21 protein-coding genes and 1 riboswitch are annotated in these 21,495 nt (G+C 74.4%); of the genes, 10 read left to right on the top strand and 11 right to left on the bottom strand.

The window, feature by feature from the left end:
- Positions 1 to 193: 193 nt before the first annotated feature.
- The 4 genes from ectA (at position 194) to thpD (ending at position 3,539) form a co-directional block, all read left to right on the top strand.
- Positions 194 to 796, top strand: coding sequence for a diaminobutyrate acetyltransferase (gene ectA / locus KPL57_RS30130; protein WP_226354062.1), 603 nt, complete (start codon positions 194 to 196; stop codon positions 794 to 796).
- Positions 793 to 2,046: a diaminobutyrate--2-oxoglutarate transaminase gene (ectB, locus tag KPL57_RS30125; RefSeq protein WP_226354061.1), complete on the top strand. Its 1,254-nt coding sequence runs from the start codon at positions 793 to 795 to the stop codon at positions 2,044 to 2,046. Before ectA ends, ectB begins: the two co-directional genes overlap by 4 nt.
- A 9-nt stretch (positions 2,047 to 2,055) precedes the next feature.
- Positions 2,056 to 2,451, top strand: coding sequence for an ectoine synthase (locus tag KPL57_RS30120; RefSeq protein ID WP_226354060.1), 396 nt, complete (start codon positions 2,056 to 2,058; stop codon positions 2,449 to 2,451).
- Positions 2,452 to 2,579: 128 nt separating this feature from the next.
- Entirely contained in the window at positions 2,580 to 3,539 is a 960-nt protein-coding gene (gene thpD / locus KPL57_RS30115) for an ectoine hydroxylase (protein ID WP_226354059.1), read from the top strand.
- Here thpD and KPL57_RS30110 read toward each other — a convergent pair.
- The gene (locus tag KPL57_RS30110; protein WP_226354058.1) at positions 3,519 to 4,307 is read right to left on the bottom strand and encodes an SGNH/GDSL hydrolase family protein; all 789 of its coding nucleotides are present in this window, start codon (positions 4,305 to 4,307) and stop codon (positions 3,519 to 3,521) included. The two genes, thpD and KPL57_RS30110, sit on opposite strands and share 21 nt — an antisense overlap.
- Positions 4,308 to 4,462: 155 nt before the next feature.
- Between KPL57_RS30110 and KPL57_RS30105 the strand changes: the two genes are divergently transcribed.
- Both KPL57_RS30105 and KPL57_RS30100 read left to right on the top strand, forming a co-directional pair.
- Positions 4,463 to 5,131 (top strand): DUF3159 domain-containing protein, encoded by a 669-nt coding sequence (locus KPL57_RS30105; RefSeq protein ID WP_226354057.1) that lies wholly within the window; start codon positions 4,463 to 4,465, stop codon positions 5,129 to 5,131.
- 272 nt (positions 5,132 to 5,403) lie between these two features.
- A complete protein-coding gene (locus KPL57_RS30100) occupies positions 5,404 to 6,609 on the top strand; it encodes a hypothetical protein (RefSeq protein ID WP_226354056.1) in 1,206 nt (401 codons plus the stop codon).
- 44 nt (positions 6,610 to 6,653) lie between these two features.
- Here KPL57_RS30100 and thiE read toward each other — a convergent pair whose 3' ends face one another.
- Entirely contained in the window at positions 6,654 to 7,355 is a 702-nt protein-coding gene (thiE, locus tag KPL57_RS30095) for a thiamine phosphate synthase (protein WP_374203856.1), read from the bottom strand.
- A 30-nt stretch (positions 7,356 to 7,385) separates the two neighbouring features.
- Positions 7,386 to 7,494: riboswitch (TPP riboswitch) on the top strand.
- Between thiE and thiO the strand changes: the two genes are divergently transcribed.
- The 3 genes from thiO (at position 7,492) to KPL57_RS30080 (ending at position 9,637) form a co-directional block, all read left to right on the top strand.
- Positions 7,492 to 8,664 carry a glycine oxidase ThiO gene (gene thiO, locus KPL57_RS30090; RefSeq protein ID WP_226354054.1) on the top strand — a complete coding sequence of 391 codons (1,173 nt, stop codon included), beginning with the start codon at positions 7,492 to 7,494 and terminating at the stop codon, positions 8,662 to 8,664. Its footprint overlaps the riboswitch before it by 3 nt.
- Positions 8,664 to 8,864, top strand: coding sequence for a sulfur carrier protein ThiS (thiS, locus tag KPL57_RS30085; RefSeq protein ID WP_062398305.1), 201 nt, complete (start codon positions 8,664 to 8,666; stop codon positions 8,862 to 8,864). The genes thiO and thiS overlap by 1 nt, the downstream gene beginning before the upstream one ends.
- Before the next feature lie 2 nt (positions 8,865 to 8,866).
- A complete protein-coding gene (locus KPL57_RS30080) occupies positions 8,867 to 9,637 on the top strand; it encodes a thiazole synthase (protein WP_226354053.1) in 771 nt (256 codons plus the stop codon).
- A 46-nt stretch (positions 9,638 to 9,683) separates the two neighbouring features.
- On the opposite strand, the gene KPL57_RS30075 is transcribed toward KPL57_RS30080, so the two are convergent.
- Both KPL57_RS30075 and KPL57_RS30070 read right to left on the bottom strand, forming a co-directional pair.
- Positions 9,684 to 10,205 carry a gamma carbonic anhydrase family protein gene (locus tag KPL57_RS30075; protein ID WP_226354052.1) on the bottom strand — a complete coding sequence of 174 codons (522 nt, stop codon included), beginning with the start codon at positions 10,203 to 10,205 and terminating at the stop codon, positions 9,684 to 9,686.
- Positions 10,206 to 10,302: 97 nt separating this feature from the next.
- Positions 10,303 to 10,908: a hypothetical protein gene (locus KPL57_RS30070; protein ID WP_226354051.1), complete on the bottom strand. Its 606-nt coding sequence runs from the start codon at positions 10,906 to 10,908 to the stop codon at positions 10,303 to 10,305.
- A gap of 64 nt (positions 10,909 to 10,972) precedes the next feature.
- On the opposite strand from KPL57_RS30070, the gene KPL57_RS30065 reads away from it, so the two are divergent.
- A complete protein-coding gene (locus KPL57_RS30065) occupies positions 10,973 to 11,779 on the top strand; it encodes a class I SAM-dependent methyltransferase (RefSeq protein ID WP_226354050.1) in 807 nt (268 codons plus the stop codon).
- 208 nt (positions 11,780 to 11,987) lie between these two features.
- On the opposite strand, the gene KPL57_RS30060 is transcribed toward KPL57_RS30065, so the two are convergent.
- The 7 genes from KPL57_RS30060 to KPL57_RS30030 form a co-directional block, all read right to left on the bottom strand.
- Positions 11,988 to 13,775, bottom strand: a complete 1,788-nt coding sequence (locus KPL57_RS30060) for an HNH endonuclease signature motif containing protein (protein WP_226354049.1) — start codon at positions 13,773 to 13,775, stop codon at positions 11,988 to 11,990.
- A 533-nt stretch (positions 13,776 to 14,308) separates the two neighbouring features.
- A complete protein-coding gene (locus KPL57_RS30055; protein ID WP_308016853.1) occupies positions 14,309 to 15,247 on the bottom strand; it encodes a response regulator transcription factor in 939 nt (312 codons plus the stop codon).
- Positions 15,244 to 16,623 (bottom strand): histidine kinase, encoded by a 1,380-nt coding sequence (locus KPL57_RS30050; RefSeq protein WP_308253052.1) that lies wholly within the window; start codon positions 16,621 to 16,623, stop codon positions 15,244 to 15,246. The genes KPL57_RS30055 and KPL57_RS30050 overlap by 4 nt, the downstream gene beginning before the upstream one ends.
- A gap of 22 nt (positions 16,624 to 16,645) precedes the next feature.
- Positions 16,646 to 17,989 (bottom strand): iron-containing alcohol dehydrogenase, encoded by a 1,344-nt coding sequence (locus KPL57_RS30045; protein ID WP_226354048.1) that lies wholly within the window; start codon positions 17,987 to 17,989, stop codon positions 16,646 to 16,648.
- Positions 17,990 to 18,158: 169 nt separating this feature from the next.
- A complete protein-coding gene (locus KPL57_RS30040; protein ID WP_226354047.1) occupies positions 18,159 to 19,274 on the bottom strand; it encodes an XdhC/CoxI family protein in 1,116 nt (371 codons plus the stop codon).
- Positions 19,267 to 20,448, bottom strand: coding sequence for a VWA domain-containing protein (locus tag KPL57_RS30035; protein WP_226354046.1), 1,182 nt, complete (start codon positions 20,446 to 20,448; stop codon positions 19,267 to 19,269). Before KPL57_RS30035 ends, KPL57_RS30040 begins: the two co-directional genes overlap by 8 nt.
- A 10-nt stretch (positions 20,449 to 20,458) precedes the next feature.
- On the bottom strand, positions 20,459 to 21,352 hold the full coding sequence (locus KPL57_RS30030; RefSeq protein ID WP_226354045.1) for a MoxR family ATPase: 894 nt from the start codon (positions 21,350 to 21,352) through the stop codon (positions 20,459 to 20,461).
- Positions 21,353 to 21,495: the final 143 nt, after the last annotated feature.

The raw sequence follows: 21,495 nt of genomic DNA, 5'->3' as shown, positions 1-21,495 counted from the left end.
CCCCGGCCGCTCCGGACGGGGGTCCCGGGCGCCGTCCGGACCGGCCGGTGATCACGGTGTCTTCCAGGGCGGACACCGGGTACCGCCGCGCAGGGCCCGGCTGTGGCGCCGGTCACGTGGATCACGGCCCCGGAGGCCGCCGCCCGTCGTCAGCGGCTGCGACGTGCGCCCGACGGCACTAATCTCGCCAGTCATGACCGCTCCCGAACAGGCTCCTCCTCGGGCGTCCACGGTTCCGGACGGGGACGCCGCGACCGGCGCACCCGCCCCGGCGGCCGACGCCGACGGTGACCATTCGTACGAGATCGGCTCCCCTGTCCCGGCGGACGGGGTGGACATGTGGCGGCTGGCGGTGGAGGCGCGGACGCTGGACGCGAACTCCCGCTACGCCTACGTCCTGTGGTGCCGCGACTTCGCGCGCACCTCGGTCATCGCCCGGCGCGACGACGGCCGTGCCGTCGGCTACGTGACCGGCTACCTGCGCCCGGAGAACGGCGCCCTGCTCATCTGGCAGGTGTGCGTCGACCCGGTGGCACGCGGGGCGGGGCTCGCCGGCCGAATGCTGGACGCCGTCTGGGACCAGGCGGTCGCCGCGACGGGCGTCGAGCGGATGGAGACCACCATCACGCCGGACAACGCCTCCTCGATCCGCCTGTTCACGAAGTTCGCGGAGCGCCACGACACGACGATCGAGCGGGAGGACCTCTTCGGTCCCGACCTGCTCGGTGACGAGCACGAGCCGGAGAACCTGTATCTCATCGGCCCGATCGCAGCAGACAAGGGTGGGAACACATGACCGTTTTCGAGGATCTCGAGTCCCAGGTCCGGAGCTATTGCCGTAACTGGCCCGTCGTCTTCGACACGGCGAAGGGAAGCCGTCTGACCGACGTCGACGGCAACTCCTACCTGGACTTCTTCGGTGGTGCGGGCGCCCTGAACTACGGGCACAACCCGGACGTGCTGAAGAAGCCGCTGATCGAGTACCTGACCCGTGACGGCATCACCCACGGGCTGGACATGTACACCTCGGCCAAGGGCGAGTTCCTCAGCACCTTCGAGGACGTCATCCTCAAGCCGCGGAACCTGCAGTACAAGGTGCAGTTCCCCGGCCCGACGGGCGCGAACGCCGTCGAGTCGGCGCTGAAGCTCGCCCGCAAGATCAGCGGCCGCGAGGCGCTGATCAACTTCACCAACGCCTTCCACGGCATGACGCTGGGCGCGCTGTCGGTGACCGGCAACTCGATGAAGCGCGGCGGCGCGGGCATCCCGCTGGTCCACTCGACGCCGATGCCGTTCGACAACTACTTCGACGGCAAGATGCCCGACTTCCTGTGGTTCGAGAAGGTCCTCGACGACACCGGGTCCAGCCTCAACGAGCCGGCCGCGGTCATCGTCGAGACCGTGCAGGGCGAGGGCGGGCTCAACCCGGCCCGCATCGAGTGGCTGCAGGGTCTGCGCGACCTGTGCACCCGCAAGGGCATCCTGATGATCGTCGACGACGTGCAGATGGGCTGCGGCCGGACCGGCCCGTTCTTCTCCTTCGAGATCGCGGGCATCGAGCCCGACATCGTCACCATCTCGAAGTCCATCTCCGGCTACGGCCTGCCGATGGCGCTCGTGCTGATCAAGCCCGAGTACGACCAGTGGGGCCCCGGCGAGCACAACGGCACCTTCCGCGGCAACAACCCCGCGTTCGTCACCGCCACGCACACGCTGCGCAACTGGTGGACCGACGACACGCTGGAGAAGGAGACGCTGCGCAAGGGCGAGAAGGTCGAGGAGGCCTTCAACAAGATCATCGGTGACAACCAGGGCACCGAGATGTTCACCAAGGGCCGTGGGATGGCGCGGGGCATCCAGTTCGAGGGGGAGGGTCTCGCCGAGAAGGTGGCGGCCAAGGCCTTCGAGCACCGCCTGCTGCTGGAGACCGCCGGTCCGAACGACGAGGTCCTCAAGCTCCTGGCGCCGCTCACGACCACCGACGACGAGCTCGACGAGGGTCTTGCGATCATCGGCGAGTCCGTCAAGACCGTCATCGGGAGCTGATCAACAACCATGATCGTCCGCACCATCGACGAGATCACCGACACCGAGCGCGACGTGATCTCCGAGGACCAGCAGTGGCGCAGCAAGCGCATCGTCCTGGCCAACGACAAGGTGGGGTTCTCGGTCCACGAGACCACGCTGAAGGCCGGCACGGTCAACGACTTCTGGTACGCGAACCACATCGAGGCCGTCTTCATCACCTCCGGTGAGGGGGAGCTGTACGACAAGGACAACGACGTCACGTACCAGCTCAAGCCGGGCTCGATCTACGTGCTGAACGGCAACGAGAAGCACCAGCTCCGCCCGAAGACCGAGATCGTCTGCGTGTGCGTGTTCAACCCGCCGGTGACCGGCCGCGAGGTGCACGACGAGAACGGCGTGTACCCGCTGGTCACGGAGGACTGAGCCTCCGTACGAGGACCGACACCGCGAGGGGTGTTTCCGCTGTACGACAGCGGGAACGCCCCTCGCGGCCGTTCACACGGCATCCATCCGAAGGGACACCGAACCCACAGCGACTCACAGGAGGGTCCATGACCGCACCGGTCGGAGACGCCCAACCGCGTCTCGCGCGCCCCGCCGGGGACCGCTACCCCACCCGCGTCTCGAACACCCCCGCCTTCGTCGACCGTGCCGAGCCCACCGTATGGGGGCCGCGATCGAGCGCGGGCATGTTCGGCGCCCAGGAGCTGGAGGCGCACGAGCGCGACGGCTTCGTGCAGGTGCCGGGCCTGCTCACGTCCGAGGAGATCGTGGAGTACCAGGCCGAGCTGGACCGGCTCGCCCGGGATCCCGCGGTCCGCGCGGACGAGCGCTGCGTCGTCGAGAAGTCCTCCGACGAGGTCCGCTCGATCTTCGAGGTCCACCGGATCTCCGAGGCGATCGGCCGGCTGGTGCGCGACGAGCGGGTGCTCTCCCGGGCCCGCCAGATCCTCGGCTCCGAGGTGTACGTCCACCAGAGCCGCATCAACTACAAGCCCGGGCTCGGCGGCGGCGGGTTCTTCTGGCACTCCGACTTCGAGACCTGGCACGCCGAGGACGGCATGCCCGGGCCGCGCGCGGTGAGCTGCTCGATCTCGCTGACCGACAACCACGCGTTCAACGGCTGCCTGATGATCATGCCGGGCTCGCACCGGACGTTCGTGTCCTGCGTCGGCGAGACGCCGGAGGACTACCACCTGACGTCGCTGACGGAGCAGGAGATCGGTACCCCGGACCCGGCGTCGATCGCGAGGCTCGCCGAGCGTCACGGCATCGCGATGATGACCGGCGAGGCGGGCGGCGCCACGTTCTTCGACTCCAACTGCATGCACGGGTCGGGGGACAACATCACCCCGTACCCGCGCTCGAACATCTTCCTGGTGTTCAACAGCGTCGAGAACGCCTGCGTGGCGCCGTTCTCCGCCCCGCGGCCGCGGCCGTCCCACATCGCCGCCCGGGACCGTTCCCCGGTGCGCCGAGCGGTCCCGCGCTCAGGCGCCCTGGAGGGGTGAGAGCTCCGGGCGCTTGGGCCGGTAGTCGTCCCACGTGTGCGTGCCGCGCAGCCTCCTGCGCAGGTACGGCATCACGTGGTGGGTGACCCACCGCAGGTCCTCGGCCTGGCGCGCGGTCCAGGGGGCCGGCCCGCCCTCGGGCTCCGGCCACGGCCCACGCCAGTCCGGGGCCTGCTCGCCGAGGGTCTCCAGCACCCGCCAGGCGACCCGCTCGTGCGCGTGCGGGACCAGGTGCAGCCGGTCCGGCCCCCAGGCCCGCGGGTCGGCGAGGCAATCCATCGCCCACAGGTCGACGACGCGGCAGCCGTGCCGTTCGGCGGCGGCCCGCATGTCCTCGTTGTAGCAGGCGATCCGGCCGCGCAGCCTGCGGATGAACGGGTGCATCCGGCGCAGGTCGAAGCCGGTGAAGATGAGCACCTCGGCGCCGGTCGCGACCAGCCTGCCGAGCGCGGCGTCGAAGCGGGCGGCGAGGTCGTCGACGTCGCAGGACCAGCCGATGATGTCGTTGCCGCCCGCGCAGAAGGTGACCAGGTCGGGGCGCATCCGTTCGGCGACCGGGATCTGCTCGTCGACGATCTGGTCCAGCACCTTCCCGCGCACGGCGAGGTTGGCGTAGCCGAAGCCGGGGCGGCGGTGGGCGAGGGTCTCGGCGACGCGGTCGGCCCAGCCGCGGGCCCGGCCGTCGGGGGTGAGGTCGTCGAGCCCCTCGGTGAAACTGTCGCCGATCGCGACGTAGCTCCGGTGCTGTGCGTGCCTCTGCTGGTGCATCGACACGGCCCCCCTCTCGTCCCCGGTCCTCCGCGTGCCTTGTCTGTTGTTCACCGCAACGATGTCCGGTGTTACGCCGATGATCACCCTGTTCCGGGCTGTCCGCCAATCGGATCCCGTCGACCCGGCGCGCGGGATAGGGCACCCTTAGCGGGGTGACGTCCGATCGCGCTCCGCACACCGCGTCCCGGGAGGACCCGAGGCTCGCCGAACTGCTCGGTGGCCGGGCCGGTGCCGTGGACGCCTCGATACCGGTGGTCGCGTTCGTGCTCGCCTGGGTGGTCGCGGGGGCGGCGGGGTCGGCGTTCCCGATCAACTGGGGGGCCGGCGCGGCGATCGTCGCGGGGGCCGTCGTGGCCGGGTGGCGGCTGTACCGGGGCCGGCGGCCGCGGGCGGTGCTGTTCGGGCTGGCCGGGGTCGTCGTCGCGGCCGGGATCGCGCTGGTGACCGGGCGGGCGTCGGACTTCTTCCTGGTTCAGATCGTGTCCAACGTCGGCAGCGCGCTGGCCTGGGCGATCTCGATCGTCGTGCGGTGGCCGCTGCTGGGGGTCGTCGTCGGCGGGCTGCTGGGACAGCGCACGAGGTGGCGGCGCGATCCGGACCTGCTCCGCGGGTACCAGCGGGCGTCCTGGGCGTGGGTGGCGCAGTACGTCCTACGGCTGTCGGTCTTCCTCCCGTTGTGGGCGGCCGACCAGGTCGTGCTCCTGGGTGTCGCGCGGACCGTGCTGAGCCCGGTGCTGGTCGGGCTGAGCGTGCTCGTGTCGTGGCCGTTGCTGCGTACGGCCCTGCCGGCCGATCACCCGGGCATCCGTCACCCCCGGTGACAGGCCCTGACACCTCGTAGCGCTAGAATCGTGATCTTCCCGTGACCTTCGCTCGGTCGTGTGAAGGTCACCACTTCGGGTGATCGTCCGGCGCAATCGTGGCCTCCCGGACGTTCCCCCGGGGCGAGCCGCCGCACCGACGATCACTGCAAGGAGCCATGCCACACCAGCGCCCCCCGGAGCCCGGCTTCGGCGACGCCCCCCGTGGCGTCCCCGGCCCGGCCCGTCCCCCCGCCCAGCCGTCCGCTCCCCGACCCGGTACCGGTCGCCCGGTGGCCGCCCCCGACGCCCCGCGGCTGCCCCGCCAGCGCACCGCGCACCCGCCCCGCACGCACGGCGGCCGGGTCCCGCAGCCGCCGTCGGGCGCCGTCCGCGGACGGACCACGCAGACCCCGCCCGGTGGCCGTCCGGTGAACCCGGTCGTGCCCGGGCCGGGCGTGCCGGATGGGACCCCGCCCGGCGGGCGTCCGCGCACCCGGGTGCTGCCGCCCGCGTCGGACACGACCCGCGCGGCCGGTCCCGGCGGTCCGGTGGGCCCGGTCGGCGGTGGACCGAACGGGCCCGGTGGGTCCGGAGGCTCGGGCGGGTCCGGTGACGGCTCCGGCGACGCCTCGTCGGACACCACGAAGGCGAGCGGCCTCAAGGCCGACCTCAGCCCGACGAAGATCGCAGCCGGCGCCGGCGCGGCGATCGTCACAGCGGTGCTCGGCTCGTTCCTCGGCGCGGTCGGCACGGTGATCGGCGCGGCGCTCGGCTCGATCATCTCGACGCTGGCCACCACGCTGTTCACCCGCTCGCTCGAGGTCAGCAAGGACAAGGCACTCGAGCTGAAGGACAAGGCGACCCGGCGCGGCAAGGGCGTCGCCGAGGGCACCGCTGTCGCCGCGCAGAACGGTGCCGGCCACGGTCTCGCCGGGCCCACCGGCGAGGAGACGGTGCTGCTGGACCCGTGGCAGACACCCGGCGGCACCACCCGCGCCGCCGGAGCGGGCCACGGCCGGTTCCGCCGGGTCCGGGTCACCCGCAAGACGGTGATCGTGTCCGCGGTGCTCGGCGTCGTCACCTTCGCGGTGTCGATGTTCCTGATCTCCGGCATCGAGTTCGTGAAGGGCTCGTCGCTGTCCGGCTCGTCCGGGACCTCGGTGAGCAACGTCGTCCGCGGCGGTGCTCCCCCCGCCCAGCAGGAGAACGACCGGGGCGAGGGCTCCGGGGGCGACTCGTCGACGTCGTCGTCGAGCTCGACCTCCACCGAGGAGTCGGGGACCAGCACGTCGGAGTCGTCGACCAGCACCCGTGACCGGGACTCCGGTCAGGACGGCTCGGGCTCGTCGAACCCGCTGCAGGACGGGCTGAACCGGGTCCTGCCGACCCAGCAGCCGGGCTCCGGCCAGTCGGGTCAGGACTCGGGCGGGCAGAACTCCGGCGGCCAGGGCTCGGGCAACCAGGGCTCGGGCCAGGGGTCCGGCACGCAGAACTGACCCGCGTGCCCGCGGCGCCGGATCCCGGCGCCGCGGGGCCGGGCTCAGCGCAGACGGGCCCGAAGCGCCGCCGCGGCCGCGCGCGGGTCCTCGGCCTCGGTGATCGCCCGGACGACGACGATCCGGTCCGCACCGGCGTCGAGGACCTCGTCGAGGCGGTCGCCGTCGATGCCCCCGATCGCGAACCACGGCCGCGCCGGGGCCCGTCCGGCGACCGTGCGCACCAGGTCCAGGCCGGGTGCCGGGCGTCCCGGCTTGCTCGGGGTCGGCCAGCACGGGCCGACGCAGAAGTAGTCGACGCCGTCCTCGTCGGCGGCGGTCAGGGTCTCGGCGGGGCTGTGCGAGGACCGGCCGACGAGCACGTCGTCGCCGACGACCCGGCGCGCCCACGCCACCGGCAGGTCGTCCTGGCCGAGGTGCAGCACGTCGGCGCCCGCGGCGAGCGCGACGTCGGCGCGGTCGTTCACCGCGAGCAGCGCGCCGTGCCGGCGGCAGGCGTCGGCGAGCACCTCCAGTGCGGCGAGCTCGGCGCTCGCCTCCAGCGGCCCGTCGGGCCCGCCCTTGTCCCGCAGCTGGACGATGTCGACCCCGCCGGCGAGCGCGGCGTCGGCGAACTCCGCCAGGTCACCGCGCGCGGTGCGGGCGTCGGTGCACAGGTAGAGACGGGCGTCGGTGAGGCCGTCGAGCCGGGCGCGCCGGGTGTCGCCGGTGCCGGGACGGGTATCGGTGTCGGACACGGCTCGCAGGCTACGGCGTAGCCTGGGCCCCGGACGACGACGAACCACGGGAGCCCGGACAGCGGGCTGAGAGGGGATCCGCGACGCGGTCCCGACCGTCGAACCTGATCCGGGTCATGCCGGCGCAGGGAGTGAGGTGGATCCGATGAGCGCGAGTGCCGGACGGCTGGTCGTCGCGGGTGCGGGGGCCGTCGGCCTGTCCGTCGCCCGCGCGGCGGCCCGCGACGGCTGGTCGGTGACGGTGTTCGATCCGGCCCCCGGCCGCGGCGCGTCCTGGGTGGCCGGCGGGATGCTCGCCCCGGTCACCGAGGCCTGGCCCGGCGAGGAGGACCTGCTCGCCCTCGGGCTGGACTCGGTCGCACGCTGGCCGGAGTTCGCCGCGGCCCTGTCCGCCGACGCCGGCACCGACGCCGGGCTGCACCCGGAGGGCACCGTCGTCGCCGCGACCGGGTCCGGGGACCGCGCCGAGCTGACCGCGCTCGCGGACTACCTGGAGTCCCTCGGCCGCGACGTGCACCGGCTGACCGGCCGTGAGCTGCGCCGCCTCGAACCCGCGCTGGGCCCGGAGGTCCGCGGCGGCCTGTCGGTGCCCGACGACCCGTCGGTGGACAACCGGCGGCTGCTCGCCGCACTGGCGACCGCGGCCGGGCGGGCCGGGGTCGTCGTCTCCGACCGCGGGGTCGCGCGCGTGCTCGACGACGGCGTCCGTGTCACCGGCGTGCGGCTCGCGGACGGGACCGAGGTCGCGGCGGACGCGGTCGTCGTCGCGGCGGGGGCGCACTCGTCGTCGCTGCACCCGGTGCTCGACGGGCTGGTCCGCCCGGTGAAGGGCGAGATCCTGCGGCTGACCCGGCGCGCCGGGGCGCTGCCACCGCCGTCGCGGACGGTGCGGGCGCTCGTCGACGGACGGCCGGTCTACGCCGTGCCGAGGACGCTGCCCGGGTACGGCGACCTCGTCGTCGGCGCGACGACGGCGGAGAACGGATTCGACACCGACGTCACCGTCGGCGGGGTGCGCGACCTGCTGCGCGACGCCGAGCGGATCCTGCCCGGTATCGCCGAGTACGCGCTGACCGAGACCGCGGCCGGGCTGCGGCCGGGCAGCCGGGACAACCTGCCGCTGATCGGGCGCACCGGGCCCGACGGGCTGATCGCGGCGACCGGGCACGGCCGCAACGGGATGCTGCTGGTACCGGTGACCGCGGCGGCCGTCGCGGCGCTGCTGCGCGGCGACGACGTGCCGGAACCGGTCCGCGCGGCGGACCCGCGACGGTTCGCCCCGGCCGCCGCCGGGGCACGCGAGGAGGGGAACCACTGATGCGGATCGTGCTGAACGGCGAGCACCGCGACGTCGACGACGGCGCCGACCTCGCCCGGATCCTGGCCGAGGCCGGGCTGCCGGAGCGGGGGATCGCCGTCGCCGTCGACGGGGAGGTCGTGCCGCGTACGTCGTGGGCCGGGCACCGCCCCGCCGACGGCGCGCGGGTCGAGGTCCTGACCGCGGTACAGGGAGGATGAGCATGGCTGTGCAGACCGACAAGCTCGCGTTCGGCGACCACCTGTTCGACTCGCGGCTGGTGATGGGCACCGGTGGTGCCGCGAACCTGGAGATCCTGGAGCGGGCGCTGGTCGCGTCCGGCACCGAGCTGACGACGGTGGCGCTGCGACGCGTCGACGTCGCGGGCGGGACCGGGCTGCTGGACCTGCTGCGCCGCCTCGGGATCGCCGTGCTGCCCAACACCGCGGGCTGCCGGACCGCCGCCGAGGCGGTGCTCACCGCGCGGATGGCGCGCGAGGCGATGGAGACCGACCTGGTGAAGCTGGAGGTCGTCGCCGACGAGACGACCCTGCTGCCCGACCCGGTCGAGCTCCTCGACGCCGCCGAGCAGCTCGTCGACGACGGCTTCACCGTGCTGCCCTACACCAACGACGACCCGATCCTCGCCCGTCGCCTGGAGCAGGTCGGGTGCGCCGCGGTCATGCCGCTGGGCTCGCCGATCGGCACCGGGCTGGGCATCCGCAACCCGCACAACATCGAGATGATCGTGGCCGCCGCCGGCGTGCCGGTCGTGCTCGACGCCGGGATCGGCACCGCCTCCGAGGCGGCGCTGGCGATGGAGCTGGGCTGCGACGCCGTCCTGCTCGCCACCGCGGTCACCCGCGCCGCCGACCCGGAGCGGATGGCGCGCGCGATGCGCCGCGGGGTGGAGGCGGGGTGGGACGCCCGGCACGCCGGCCGGATCCCGCGCCGCTACCGGGCACAGGCGAGCTCCCCCGAACGCGAGGACTGACGGTCCGGCGCGTTCCGCGGAACGCGCCGGAACCGATCGGGAGGCCTCAGGCGGGGGTGACGCCGTCGGCGTGCCGCCGGGCCAGGGCGCGGTAGAAGTCCGGGTTGGTCCGCACCCACCAGCGGGCCTGCTCGGTCAGCTCGCCGCGCTCCTTCGCCGCGGAGCCGAGCATCAGCCGGTCGGCGGGCAGCTCGGAGTTCGGCGCGACCGTCGACCCGGCGGCGACCATCGCGCCCTCGCCGATCCGGGCACCGTCCTGCACGGTGCTGCCGTTCCCGACGACCGCCCGTGCCCCGATCACGGCACCGTGCACCACGCACAGGTGCCCGATCGTGGCGCCCTCGCCGATCTCGGTGACCGGGTCGTCGCCGCCGTGCAGCACCGACCCGTCCTGCACGTTGGCGCCGGCGCGCACGACGATCGGCCCGAGGTCGGCGCGGAGCACGGCGTTGTACCAGATCGAGGCGCCCTCCTCGACGCGTACGTCCCCGACGAGCGTCGCGGTCGGGGCGACGAAGGCGTCCGGGTGCACGGTGGGGGAGAGGCCCTCCAGGGCGAACAGCGGCATGGTCGACAGCTTCGCACCCGCCGCGGTGCCCGTCGGTAACGAGACCGCGTCGTCGCCCGGTCGTTGCGTCCTCGCCCGGTCGTCGTCGTGCCGTCGCTCAGTCGTGCGGGTGCGCGTGCAGGCCCAGGTCGGACAGCTCCAGCGCGGCCAGTGCCGCCACGACGGCGGGGTCCCCGGACCGCCACGCCGCCGCCGGGTCCGGCGCGACCCGGACCAACCGCGACACCGGCACCCGGGACAGCGCCCGCACGGCCAGCAGGTCCGGCGCGGCGGCCCGCGCGGCGACGGCGGCACCGGCCCGCCGGGCGTAGCGCAGCCGCAGCGGCAGCCAGCCGAGCAGCACCGGCAGCAGCATCACCAGCGGGACGACGACCAGCGCCCCCGCCGCGAGGGTGCCGACGGCGTCGCCGAACTCCCGCCCCGCCGCGACGAGCTCGGTGCCCGCCCCCGCGGCCGGATCCAGCGCGCGGGCCAGGTCGGACCCGATGAACGGGATCGCCCCGACCGCCCCGGCGACCCCGGTGAAGGCGTCGGAGACCCGCCCGCCCGCGACGACCAGCGAGTCGCCGGGCCCCCGCAGCGCGGACAGCCCGTCGTGCACGGCCACGCCGGCGGTGACGGCGAGGACCGTCCACAGCAGCGCGACGACGTCGGCGACGACCTGGCGGGCGATCCGGTCGGGACGTTCGGCGTACCAGCGCATCGGTCCTGTCTACCGGGGCCGGAAACCGGTCGTCCCCGCGGCCCGCCCGTGCTCTGCTGGGCGGGTGGACCGCTCGCTCTCGCTCAACCGCGCCTCCTGGGACGACCGCGCCCCGCTGCACGCGCAGAGCCCCGACTACGGCGTGGACGCGCTCGTCGCCGATCCCGCACGGCTGTCCGGGGTGGTCCGCTTCGACGCCGACCGGCTCGGCCCGGTCGCCGGCCTGCGCGTCGTGCACCTGCAGTGCCACATCGGCACCGACACGCTGTCGCTGCACCGGCTCGGCGCCCGGGTCACCGGCCTGGACTTCTCCCCGGCCTCGCTGGAGCAGGCCCGCGCCCTCGCGGCCCGCGCCGGAGCCGACATCGACTACGTCGAGTCTGACGTCCTGCGCGCCGACGAGGTCCTGCCGCACCACGGGTTCGACGTGGTCTACACCGGCATCGGCGCACTCTGCTGGCTGCCGAGCGTCACCCGGTGGGCGGCGGTCGTCGCCCGGCTGCTCGCGCCCGGCGGCCGGCTGTTCGTCCGGGACATGCACCCGTTCCTCGGGACCCTCGACGAGCACCTCGCCGTCCGCCACCCCTGGTTCGAGACGACCGAACCGCTGGAGTTCGACGACGACAGCAGCTACGTCGCCACCGCACGCCCCCTGACCGCGACCGTGACCCACGAGTGGAGCCACGGCCTCGGTGAGATCGTCACCGCGCTGCTCGACCAGGGACTGACGCTGACCGGTCTCACCGAGCACCGGACCGTCCCCTGGGAGGCCCTGCCCGGCCGGATGGCCGAGGACGACGACGGCGAGTGGCACGTGACCGACGGCCTCCCCGACGTGCCACTGAGCTTCACCGTCCAGGCGACGCGCTGACCTGGCCGGTCACGGGTGCGCCGACCCGGTCCGGGCGTGGATGCCGGGTGGGTGGGCCGACGTCGCGTTCCGCGGAACGCGGTCCGTCCCCTCGCTCGCCGGTTCCGCGCCGGTCTCCCGCGGGGCTCCCACCGGCCCGGTGCGCCGCAGCCCGCGTCGGCTCCCGGCCGGGTGCGTGCTCGGCCGCCCGGCGGAGGACCTGCGGGGTTCAGGCCGCGGCGGCCGTCGTGCCGGGCGGGAGCAGGGCGTCGAGGATCGGCTCGGGGTCGAGCCGGTCGCCGTACCAGTCCGGGGTGAGGGTGCTGCGATCGATCCGCAGCCGGGCCCGCGTGTTCCGTTCGACGAGGGACTCGGCGCTGCCGTCCAGCGGTCTGCCCGTGGCCTCGACGGGGGTGCCGTCGGGCCGGTGGAACAGCCAGTCCTCGCCGGGTGGGCGCAGGACCAGGTAGCCGTGGTCGTGCACCAGACGGTGGTGGAACGAGCAGAGCAGGACCAGGTTGTCGACGTCCGTCGGCCCGCCCCGCAGCCAGTGCCGGACGTGGTGGGCGTGCAGGTGGCGGGTGTGGTGGCACCCCGGGAACCGGCAGGAACCGCCGCCGTCGGCGGTCAGTGCGGCGATCTGCGCCGGGCTCGCCAGGCGCCTGCTCCGGCCGAGGTACATCCGGTTCGCGGCGCGGTCGGTGAGCAGCACGCGGGCCCGGGCGTCGCAGGCCAGGCGCTCGGCGGTGCTCGCGGCGATCTCGGGGCCGCCGGCGAGCCGCGCGGTGCCGGTCCCCGCGTCGACGACGACCGTCACCCGCGCCGCGCCCCGCTCCACCACCGCGCCACCGGCCGCTCCCGGCTCGCGGACGACCAGGTCCAGCAGGGCGTCGGCCCGCCGGGCGGCCAGGGTGTCGACGACGGCGCCCGGGGCCTGCTCCTCCGTGCGGCGGGCCTGTTCGTGCGGATCGGGCCCGTCCCATCCCGACCGTCGCCCCTCACGTGCGGCCGGATCGTCGGTGTCGTCGTCGCCGGGCGGCGTGGTGGGGCCGGCGGGAGCCGGGCGAGCGGCGGCGACCCCGGCCTCGATCGCCGCGACCAGGAGGGCGCCGTCCTCGGGAGTGAGCCGGGCCCGGACGACCAGGGACCCGTCGACGTCGTGGTGCCAGCTCACCCCACGCCGGGCGGCGAGGTCGCGCGGCGGCGCGCAGCGTCGGCGGACCGCCCGGACGACGGTCTCGACATGGCTCGCGGTCCCGCCCAGCGCGAGGTCCAGGAGCACCTGCTCGGCGTCCGGCCCGGCCGCGGCCCGCGGAGGATCGTCCGGCTTGGTGCCCCCGTGCGACTCCGGAGCGGCGACCGCGACCTGCCGGCTCCCCGTGCCGACCCACGGACCGGTGTCCCCGGCGGGTGACGTGGTGGCCCCGTCCGCACTCCCGGCGTCCGACAGGTCGGAGCCGGCGCCCGATCCGCGGCCGTCTCCGGCGCCGTGACCCGTGCTCGTGCCCGTGCCGGACACGACTCCCGCTCCCCGGACGGCGTCGTCAGGCCCTTCCCGTGATGCGCCGTCGACCGATGCCCCGCCGGAGTCGTCGTCGGGATCGCTGCCGGGGCGACGGAGCGGCTCCGTGGCGGAGGCCGGCGAAGCGGCGGCGGCCATGCGGTCGAGGACCGCATCGTCCGCGCCGACGAGGCGGGTGACGGCCCGGACCTTCGAGTAGGAGATCCGGCCGGCCGCGAACGCCTCGGTGATCCGGGGCAGCCGGGTCAGCGCGTGCGCGACGCGCAGGTGCTCGGTGGCGGTGCGCAGGCTCATCCCCGCGCGCCAGGTCAGCCAGTGGGCGCAGGACCGGACGCCGACGCCGCACCAGCCGCCGCGGTCGTCGAACTCGGCGAGCAGGCGCAGGAACCGGCACTCGGCGGCGGCGATGTGGCCGGCGAGACCGAGGAGCTCGGACTCGAGATCCGGCAGGCTCAGCTCACCGGCGGGCGTGGTCGTGAGGGTGGAGGTCGGCACGGCACTCTCCTTCGTCGAACGTGTGTTCGATCGGAGTGTGCCGGGTGGGTCCGACAGTTCCGGTCCGCACCGACGGTGGGATCCGGCCCGGACCGGGGCGATCGCGTTCCGCGGAACGCGGCCGCGCGGTTGCGTGGTCGCCTACGTCCGCAGGTCGGAGAGACGGACGGACTGTCCGCCGGACCCCTCCCGGTCCACCGGCCGGCGGGCATCCGGGCCCGGGATCGCGTTCCGCGGAACGTGCGCCGGGGTGTGGGAGCGCGGTCCGGCCGCCTGTCGGGGTCCGGGTGCACGGGGACTGTCGAGGCCGTCCGTGGGGACCGCGCCGCGGGCGCGGTACGCGGGCTCGACCACGGCGCTCCGAGAGCGGACCGCGTTCCGCGGAACGCGATCCGGAGTCGTCGACGACGCCCCTCGGCTCGCGCGCACCCTCACGCTGTGCCGCTGTGCCGCTGTGCCGCTGTGCCGCTGTGCCGCTGTGCCGCCGTGACGTGAGGAAGGGCGGGCGGAGAGGGGTGGCCGGGACGTCGGGGTCAGAGGAGGCCGAGCTTGGTGGCCGCGTAGACCGCCTCGGCACGACGCGACACCATCAGCTTGCGCATCAGGTTGCCGACGTGGAACTTGACCGTCGTCTCGGAGATGAACAGCTCGGCACCGATCGCGCGGTTGGACAGCCCCCGGGCCAGCAGGCGGAGCACGTCCAGTTCACGGTCGGTCAGCCGTTCCCGGTCGGGCATCCCGCCGGACAGCGACCGCACCATCGCCGACGCCGACCGGGCGTCGAACGCGCTCTCCCCACGGGACACCGCGCGGATCGCGCGGACGAGCTCGGTGGTGTCGACGTCCTTCACCACGTAGCCGCGGGCGCCGGCCTGCACCGACTCGACGACGAGGCGGTCCTCGGCGAAGGTCGTCAGCACCAGCACCCCGATGCCGGGGTGGTCGGCGCACAGCTTGCGGCAGACCTCGAGACCGTCGGTCTGCGGGCCGGACGCCAGCTTGAGGTCGAGCAGCACCACCTGCGGCCGGCCGGTCGCGACGGCGGCGAACGCCTCCGGTGCGCTGCCCGCCTCGCCGACGATGCGCAGGTCGTCCTCGCGCTCCAGGACCGCGCGCAGCCCCTGGCGCATGATCGAGTGGTCGTCGACCAGCACGATCCGGATCGGCCGCGCCACGACGCCCGCGGGACCGGGACCGGTGCGGGTCGCCGCGGTCCCGCCGGACCCGTGCATCCCGCCGCCCGGCGCGTTCCCGCCGCCCTGCCCGGGGCCCGCCTGACCGGGGATGCCGTGACCACCGCCGTGACCGCCCCCGTGACCACCGCCGTGGCCGGGGCCGCGCGCGCCGACACCGGCCCCGCCGCGGGCATCCGGTCCGCCGCCGCTGCGGGCGTCCGTGCCGGTGCGGCCCCGGGCGGCGCCGCCGGTGGCGTGCCCGGGACCTCCCGGGGCGGTCCGTGTGCCGCTGCTCATCCGAGCTCCTTCCCCGGCGTCCCGATCGGGACGTCCACCTGCACCTGCAGCCCACCGATCCGCGAGCGGCGGAACCGCAGGGTCCCGCCCATCTCGCGGGCGCGGGCGTCCATGTTCACGAGGCCGCGGTGCTCCCCGGAGGGGCCGCGGACCGACGCCGCACGCAGCGTGCGGCGGATCTGCTCGGGGGAGGCGCCGCCGTCGTCGGAGATCGACAGGCGGACGCGGCCGTCGGCGTAGGCCAGCCGCACCACCGCCCGCGAGGCCGACGCGTGCATCGCCGTGTTGAACAACGCCTCGCCGGCGATCCGGAACAGCGACTGCTCGTGCTCGTGCGGCAGCGGCACCGGGGCCCCGCCGATCGTCACCTCGACCCGCAGCTCGTCGGGCATGTGCACGGTGGACAGCTGCCGCAGCATCGAGGGCAGGTCCTTGTCGGCGTGGTCGTCGTCGTTGAGTGCGTAGATCGCCGACCGCAGCTGCTCGACGGCGCGCCGCGTCAGGTCCTTGGCCGTGTCGAGGTGCTGGAGCAGGTCCGGCTCGGTGATCTCCGACCGGCACAGCTCGATGTGCATCCCGGCCGACAGGGCGTACTGGGTGACGCTGTCGTGCAGCTCGCGGGCGATGCGGTGCCGCTCGTTGTCGAGGACCTCCCGCTGGCGGGCCGCGCCGAGTGCCTGCTGGGTGAGCATCAGCTCGTCGTTGCGGACGCGCAGGTCCTCGGCCTGGGCCGCGGTGCGCGCGTGCAGCCGCTCGGCCCGCTCCAGCAGCGCGCAGTTCTGCAGCGCCGACGCCGTCTGACCGGCCAGGATGCGCAGCACCGAGTGGTCGGTGTCGTCGATGTGACGTTCCGGCGGCGTCCACGCGACGAACCCGCCGACGGTGCGGCCGTCGAGCCGGATCGGGACGTGCAGGTGCCGGGGGCGCGGGTCGTCGTCGTGATGGTGGTGGCCGTCGCCGGCGTGCAGTCGTTCCACGTGCCGGCGCACGCGCTCGGGCACCGACCCCAGGTCGGCCCACTCGACGCCGTCCGGCCCGAGGACGACGTGCCGCGGCGCGGCGTCGGGCAGCTCGCCGTCGACGAGCCCGAGCACCACCCAGTCCGCCGACAGGTGGTCGGCGGCCGCGTCGGCGACCGCGCGGACCAGCGCCTCGGAGCCCTCCATCGTGCGGACCAGCGCGGCCGAGATCCGGTCCAGCGCGAGGATGACCCGGCGCAGCCGCTCGGCCCCCTCGCGGTACTCCGGGTAGAACGACGGCTTGCCGGTCCGCAGGCCGGTGAGCTGGTCGAGGTCGGGGCGGACCCGGCCCCCGGCGGCCGGCGACGAGGGCGGTGCGGGTGTGCGGCGGCGCGGGAAGCGGGCGGCGGCGGTCACCGCGAGGGCCTCCGTGCGGGCGTCACAGCGCTTCCCGGAACAGGTCCTCGATCTGCTCCACGCTCGCCGTGCGCGGGTTGGTGGTCAGGCAGGCGTCGCCGAGGGTGAGCCGGGACAGCCGCGGGACGTCGGCCTCGCGCACCCCGATCGCGGCGAGCCCGGTCGGGACACCGACCTCGTCGGCCAGCTTGCGGACCTCGGTCGCGACCATGTCCACGGCCTCGTCGCCGGGCATCCCCGGCCGGGCGGGCAGCCCCATGGCCTGGGCGATCGGGACGAAGCGCGCCGCGTCGGCGTCGGAGGCCGAGCCGTTGAACCGGATCACGTGCGGCAGCAGCACCCCGTTGATCAGGCCGTGCGGCAGGTCGAGCATGCCGCCGACCTGGTGGCTCATCGCGTGGGTGGCGCCGAGGATCGCGTTCGTGAACGCCAGGCCCGCCTCGAGCGCGGCCTGCGCCATCGCGGTGCGGGGGCCGTCGTCGTGGCGGCGGATCATCGTTGTCGGCAGGTTGGCGTGGACGAGCGCGACCGCGTGCAGCGCGTGGGTGTCGGTCAGCGGGCCGTGGGCCAGTGACACGAACGCCTCGATGCCGTGGGTGAGCGCGTCCAGGCCGGTCGCGGCGTTGAGCCAGTCCGGCATGGTGACGAGCAGCCGCGGGTCGATCACCGAGACGTCCGGGACCAGGGCCCGGCCCATGATGGTGATCTTGGTGAGACGCGCCGTGTCGGTGATGATGCAGAACTGGGAGACGTCGGCGCCGGTGCCCGAGGTCGACGGCACCATCACCAGCGGCGGGATCGGGTTGGCGATGCGGTCGATGCCCTCGTAGTCGAGGATCGTGCCGCCGTTGGCCGCGAGCAGGGCGACACCCTTCGCGGCGTCGATCACCGAGCCGCCGCCGACGCCGATCACCACGTCGCAGCCGGAGCTCTCGTAGCGCTCGAACCCGGCCTGGATCTCGTGGTCCTTCGGGTTCGGGGTGATCTCGTTCCACAGCTGCGGGCGCAGGCCCGCGGCGCGCAGGTGGCGCAGCAGCTCGGCGGGCCACCCGGCCTCGGTCACCCCCGGGTCGGTGACGACGAACGGGCGGCGCGCGCCGAGTCGCAGTGCGGCGTGCGCGGTCTCCGGCAGCGAGTCCGGCCCGAAGACGATCTCGGGGGCGTGGAACTTGGACAGCCGCGGCCGTGGCTCCCGCGGGCTGTGGGCCGCGCGGACGGTGTAGCCCTCGTCGGTGCCGGACGTGCCGGTCTCCCCGTCGAGCACGAGAACGGTCTCCCGTCGCACGGTCCCGCGGTGCCCGTGGTCAGGGGCGACGGAGCCGGCCGAACCGGTGAGGACCACGTTGCCCTCCTCCTGCTGCTGCACGTTTCGACTCGCCGCTCGACGACGGCAACGAGCGGCTCGGTCACGAGCGTGTGGCCCACGGTACAGGGACACCCCCTCCCCGGACCTGCTCGATCGGCGGGCGGCAGAACGGACCGCAGGTCGGGGCCGGTGTCCGGACCGGCCCCGTCCTGACCGAAAGCGGAGGGACTCAGGACGCGTGGATGGGCCCCTCGCGTTCGGCCAGCCGGATGCCCTCGCCGCCCCAGTGCTGGGCGATCATCTCCGCGGCGATCGACACCGCGGTCTCCTCCGGGGTGCGGGCGCCCAGGTCCAGCCCGATCGGCGACGACATCTTCGCGATCTCGGCCTCGGTCACGCCCCGCTCGCGCAGGCGCTCGAGCCGGTCGTCGTGGGTGCGCCGCGAGCCCATCGCCCCGATGTAGCCGACCTCGGGCAGTCGCAGCGCGACCTCCAGCAGCGGCACGTCGAACTTCGGGTCGTGGGTGAGCACGCACAGCGCGGTGCGCTGGTCGATCCGGCCCGCGTCGGCCTCGGCCTGCAGGTACCGGTGCGGCCACTCGACGACGACCTCGTTGGCCCCCGGGAAGCGGCTCGCGGTCGCGAACACCGGACGGGCGTCGCAGACGGTCACCCGGAAGCCGAGGAAGGTGCCCATCCGGGCCACCGCGGCGGCGAAGTCGATCGCCCCGAACACGATCATGCGGGGCGGCGGCGCGAACGACTCGACGAAGATCTGCAGACCCTCCCCGCGACGCTCGCCGTGGACGCCGTAGGTCAGCGTCGCGTTGCGGCCGGAGTCGAGCAGACCGCGGACGTCGTCGCGCACGGCGTCGTCGATCCGGTCCGAGCCGGTGCCGCCCTCGGTCCGGTCCGGCCAGACGATCAGGCGCCTGCCGAGCAGCTCCGAGGGGCCCGCGACGACCGTGGCCACCGCGACCGGGTCCTCGTCGCGGATCGCCTCGGCGATCCGGCCGAGCTGTGCGTAGGTCTCCGGGGTCACCTTCTCCACGAAGATGTCGAGGATGCCGCCGCAGGTCAGGCCGACGGCGAACGCGTCGTCGTCGGAGACGCCGTAGCGCTGCAGCACCGGTCGTTCCTCGGACAGCACCTGCTGCCCGAGCTCGTAGACCGCGCCCTCGACGCAGCCGCCCGAGACCGAGCCGACGGCCTCGCCCGCCGGGCCGACGAGCATCGATGCCCCCGGCTGGCGCGGTGCGGACCGGAAGGTCCCGACCACCGTCGCGAGCGCGGCCGGCTCACCGTTCTTCCACCAGCCTTCGAGCTGGTCGATCACGTCACGCATTGCGCACCACCTCGAGCAGTTTCTCCAGCGTGTCCAGGCTGTGCCCGGCCAGCAGGTCGTCCAAGTGCGGAAGGGCCGCGACTATTCCCCCCTGGACCGGGGCGTAGCCGTCCTTGCCCGCGTGCGGGTTGACCCAGATCAGCCGGTGGGCCAGCCGGGACAGCTGCTCGGCCTGGGTGCCGAGCAGCTCGGTGCCGCCGCGCTCCCAGCCGTCGGAGAAGACGACCACGACCGCCCGCCGGGCCGCGCCGCGGCGTCCCCAGCGGTCGACGAAGGCCTGCAGCACCTCGCCCAGCCGGGTGCCGCCCGACCAGTCCGGGATGGCCCTGCCCGCGGCGCGCAGCGCGTGCTCGGGGTCGCGCAGCCGCAGCTCACGGGTGATGCGGGTGAGCCGGGTGCCCAGGGTGAACGCCTCGACCGAGCGCGGCGAGCGGCGGACGACGACGTGGGCGAAGCGCATCAGCGCGTCCGCGTAGGGCTCCATCGACCCCGAGACGTCGATCAGCAGCACGACCTTGCGCGGCCGGCGCGAGGTGTCGCGCCGGGCCAGCCGGAAGATCTCGCCCTGGTTGCGCAGCGCCGCGCGCAGCGTGCGCTGCGGGTCGGCCTCGCCGTGCCGGTTGCGCCTGCGGCGCCGCGACGCCCGGGTCGGCGGCTCCGGCTTCAGCAGGGTCATCAGCCGGCGCAGGTGCTCGCGCTCGGCGGGGGAGAGCTCGCCGAGGTCGCGGTTGCGGAGGATCTCCGCGCCGGTCGCGGCGGCCTTGATCTGCGGGCCGTCGGTGTCGTCGGGGTCGTCCTCCCCGCCCTCGCTGCCGGGCAGCAGCGCGGCCAGCTTCGGGGGTGCGGGCGGGCGGTCGTCGCGGTTGCTCGACGGGCGGTTGCTGGTCGGCTCGAACCAGGACGGGAACGCCAGGTCGTACCGGACGATGTCGTCGGGGTCGGCGCACAGCGTCAGCCGGCCGGCCCAGTACGTCTGGTCGCGGTCGGTGACCTCCAGGGTGTCGAGCGCCTGCAGGTAGGCGGTCACCCGGTCCTGGGTGACCGGGACCCCCGCCGCGCGCAGGACCTCGGTGAACCCGACGAATCCGGTCAGCAGCTCGTCGGTGGTGCCGGTGGGCTCCGCCGCAGGCGGCCGTGGCGGGGCCGCCGGGGACGGGCTCGGGGGGACGGTCATCGCGGCCGGGTCAGGACGCCAGCAGGGTGTCGAGCTGCTTGTGGACCCGGTCGGCGTCCTCCCGGTACTTGAGGACGGCCCCGAGGGTGCGCGCCGCCGACTCCGGGTCCAGGTGCCGGGCACCGATCAGCTGCAGCGCCCGGGCCCAGTCCAGGGTCTCCGCGACGCCCGGGGGCTTGATCAGGTCGGCGTGGCGCAGCTTCTGCACGGCCCGCGCGACCGACGCGGCGAGGCGCTCGGGCACCTCGGGCAGCCTGCTGTGCAGGATCTCGATCTCGCGCTCGATGTTCGGGTGCTCCAGCCAGAGGTAGAGGCAGCGCCGCTTGAGCGCGTCGTGCACCTCGCGCGTCCGGTTCGAGGTGAGGACGACGACCGGCGGCGTCGCGGCGCGCACCTCCCCGAGCTCGGGGATGGTCACCGCGTGCTCGGTGAGGACCTCCAGCAGGAAGGCCTCGAACTCGTCGTCGGCGCGGTCGATCTCGTCGATGAGCAGCACCGACGGGCTGGTGCGCAGCGCCTGCAGGATCGGGCGGGCCAGCAGGAAGCGCTCGTCGTAGAGGCCGGCCTCGACGCTGTCCGGGTCGAACCCGTCGCGCCCGCTCGCGGCCTCCAGGGTGCGCAGGTGCAGCAGCTGCCGGGGGAAGTCCCAGTCGTAGAGGGCCTGACCGGCGTCGATACCGTCGTGGCACTGCAGGCGGATGAGCGGTGCGTCCAGCGTGGCGGCCAGTGCCTGGGCCAGCGCGGTCTTACCGGTCCCCGGCTCGCCCTCGCAGAAGAGCGGACGGTTCATGCGCATGGCGAGGAAGGCCGCCGTCGCGAGACCGTCGTCGGCGAGGTAGCCGGTCGCGCGCAGCGCGTCGGCGAGCTCGTCCGGGCTCCCGGGGCCGGGTGCGGGTTCGTTCACCGAACCAGCATGCAGGACGAGCGGTGAACGCGGCCACACCAGGAGGGCCCCTCCTCACCGCGCGGGCGGGTCCGGGACCTCCCCGTGAAGACGAACGAGGGGCCCGGAAGGTTCGAGTTGCTTCCGGATCAGAAATGTTCACG

The sequence above is a fragment of the Pseudonocardia sp. ICBG601 genome, assembly GCF_020496245.1.
The sequence above is the reverse complement of the archived record's forward strand: the minus strand, read 5'-3'. Positions and strand labels throughout refer to the sequence as shown.

Bases quoted from the DNA above. Each gene is read 5' to 3' on its own strand.
- ectA (WP_226354062.1), top strand. From the start codon at position 194: ATGACCGCTCCCGAACAGGCTCCTCCTCGGGCGTCCACGGTTCCGGAC.
- ectB (WP_226354061.1), top strand. From the start codon at position 793: ATGACCGTTTTCGAGGATCTCGAGTCCCAGGTCCGGAGCTATTGCCGT.
- KPL57_RS30120 (WP_226354060.1), top strand. From the start codon at position 2,056: ATGATCGTCCGCACCATCGACGAGATCACCGACACCGAGCGCGACGTG.
- thpD (WP_226354059.1), top strand. From the start codon at position 2,580: ATGACCGCACCGGTCGGAGACGCCCAACCGCGTCTCGCGCGCCCCGCC.
- KPL57_RS30110 (WP_226354058.1), bottom strand. From the start codon at position 4,307: ATGCACCAGCAGAGGCACGCACAGCACCGGAGCTACGTCGCGATCGGC.
- thiO (WP_226354054.1), top strand. From the start codon at position 7,492: ATGAGCGCGAGTGCCGGACGGCTGGTCGTCGCGGGTGCGGGGGCCGTC.
- thiS (WP_062398305.1), top strand. From the start codon at position 8,664: ATGCGGATCGTGCTGAACGGCGAGCACCGCGACGTCGACGACGGCGCC.
- KPL57_RS30080 (WP_226354053.1), top strand. From the start codon at position 8,867: ATGGCTGTGCAGACCGACAAGCTCGCGTTCGGCGACCACCTGTTCGAC.
- KPL57_RS30075 (WP_226354052.1), bottom strand. From the start codon at position 10,205: ATGCCGCTGTTCGCCCTGGAGGGCCTCTCCCCCACCGTGCACCCGGAC.
- KPL57_RS30070 (WP_226354051.1), bottom strand. From the start codon at position 10,908: ATGCGCTGGTACGCCGAACGTCCCGACCGGATCGCCCGCCAGGTCGTC.
- KPL57_RS30055 (WP_308016853.1), bottom strand. From the start codon at position 15,247: ATGAGCAGCGGCACACGGACCGCCCCGGGAGGTCCCGGGCACGCCACC.
- KPL57_RS30040 (WP_226354047.1), bottom strand. From the start codon at position 19,274: ATGCGTGACGTGATCGACCAGCTCGAAGGCTGGTGGAAGAACGGTGAG.
- KPL57_RS30035 (WP_226354046.1), bottom strand. From the start codon at position 20,448: ATGACCGTCCCCCCGAGCCCGTCCCCGGCGGCCCCGCCACGGCCGCCT.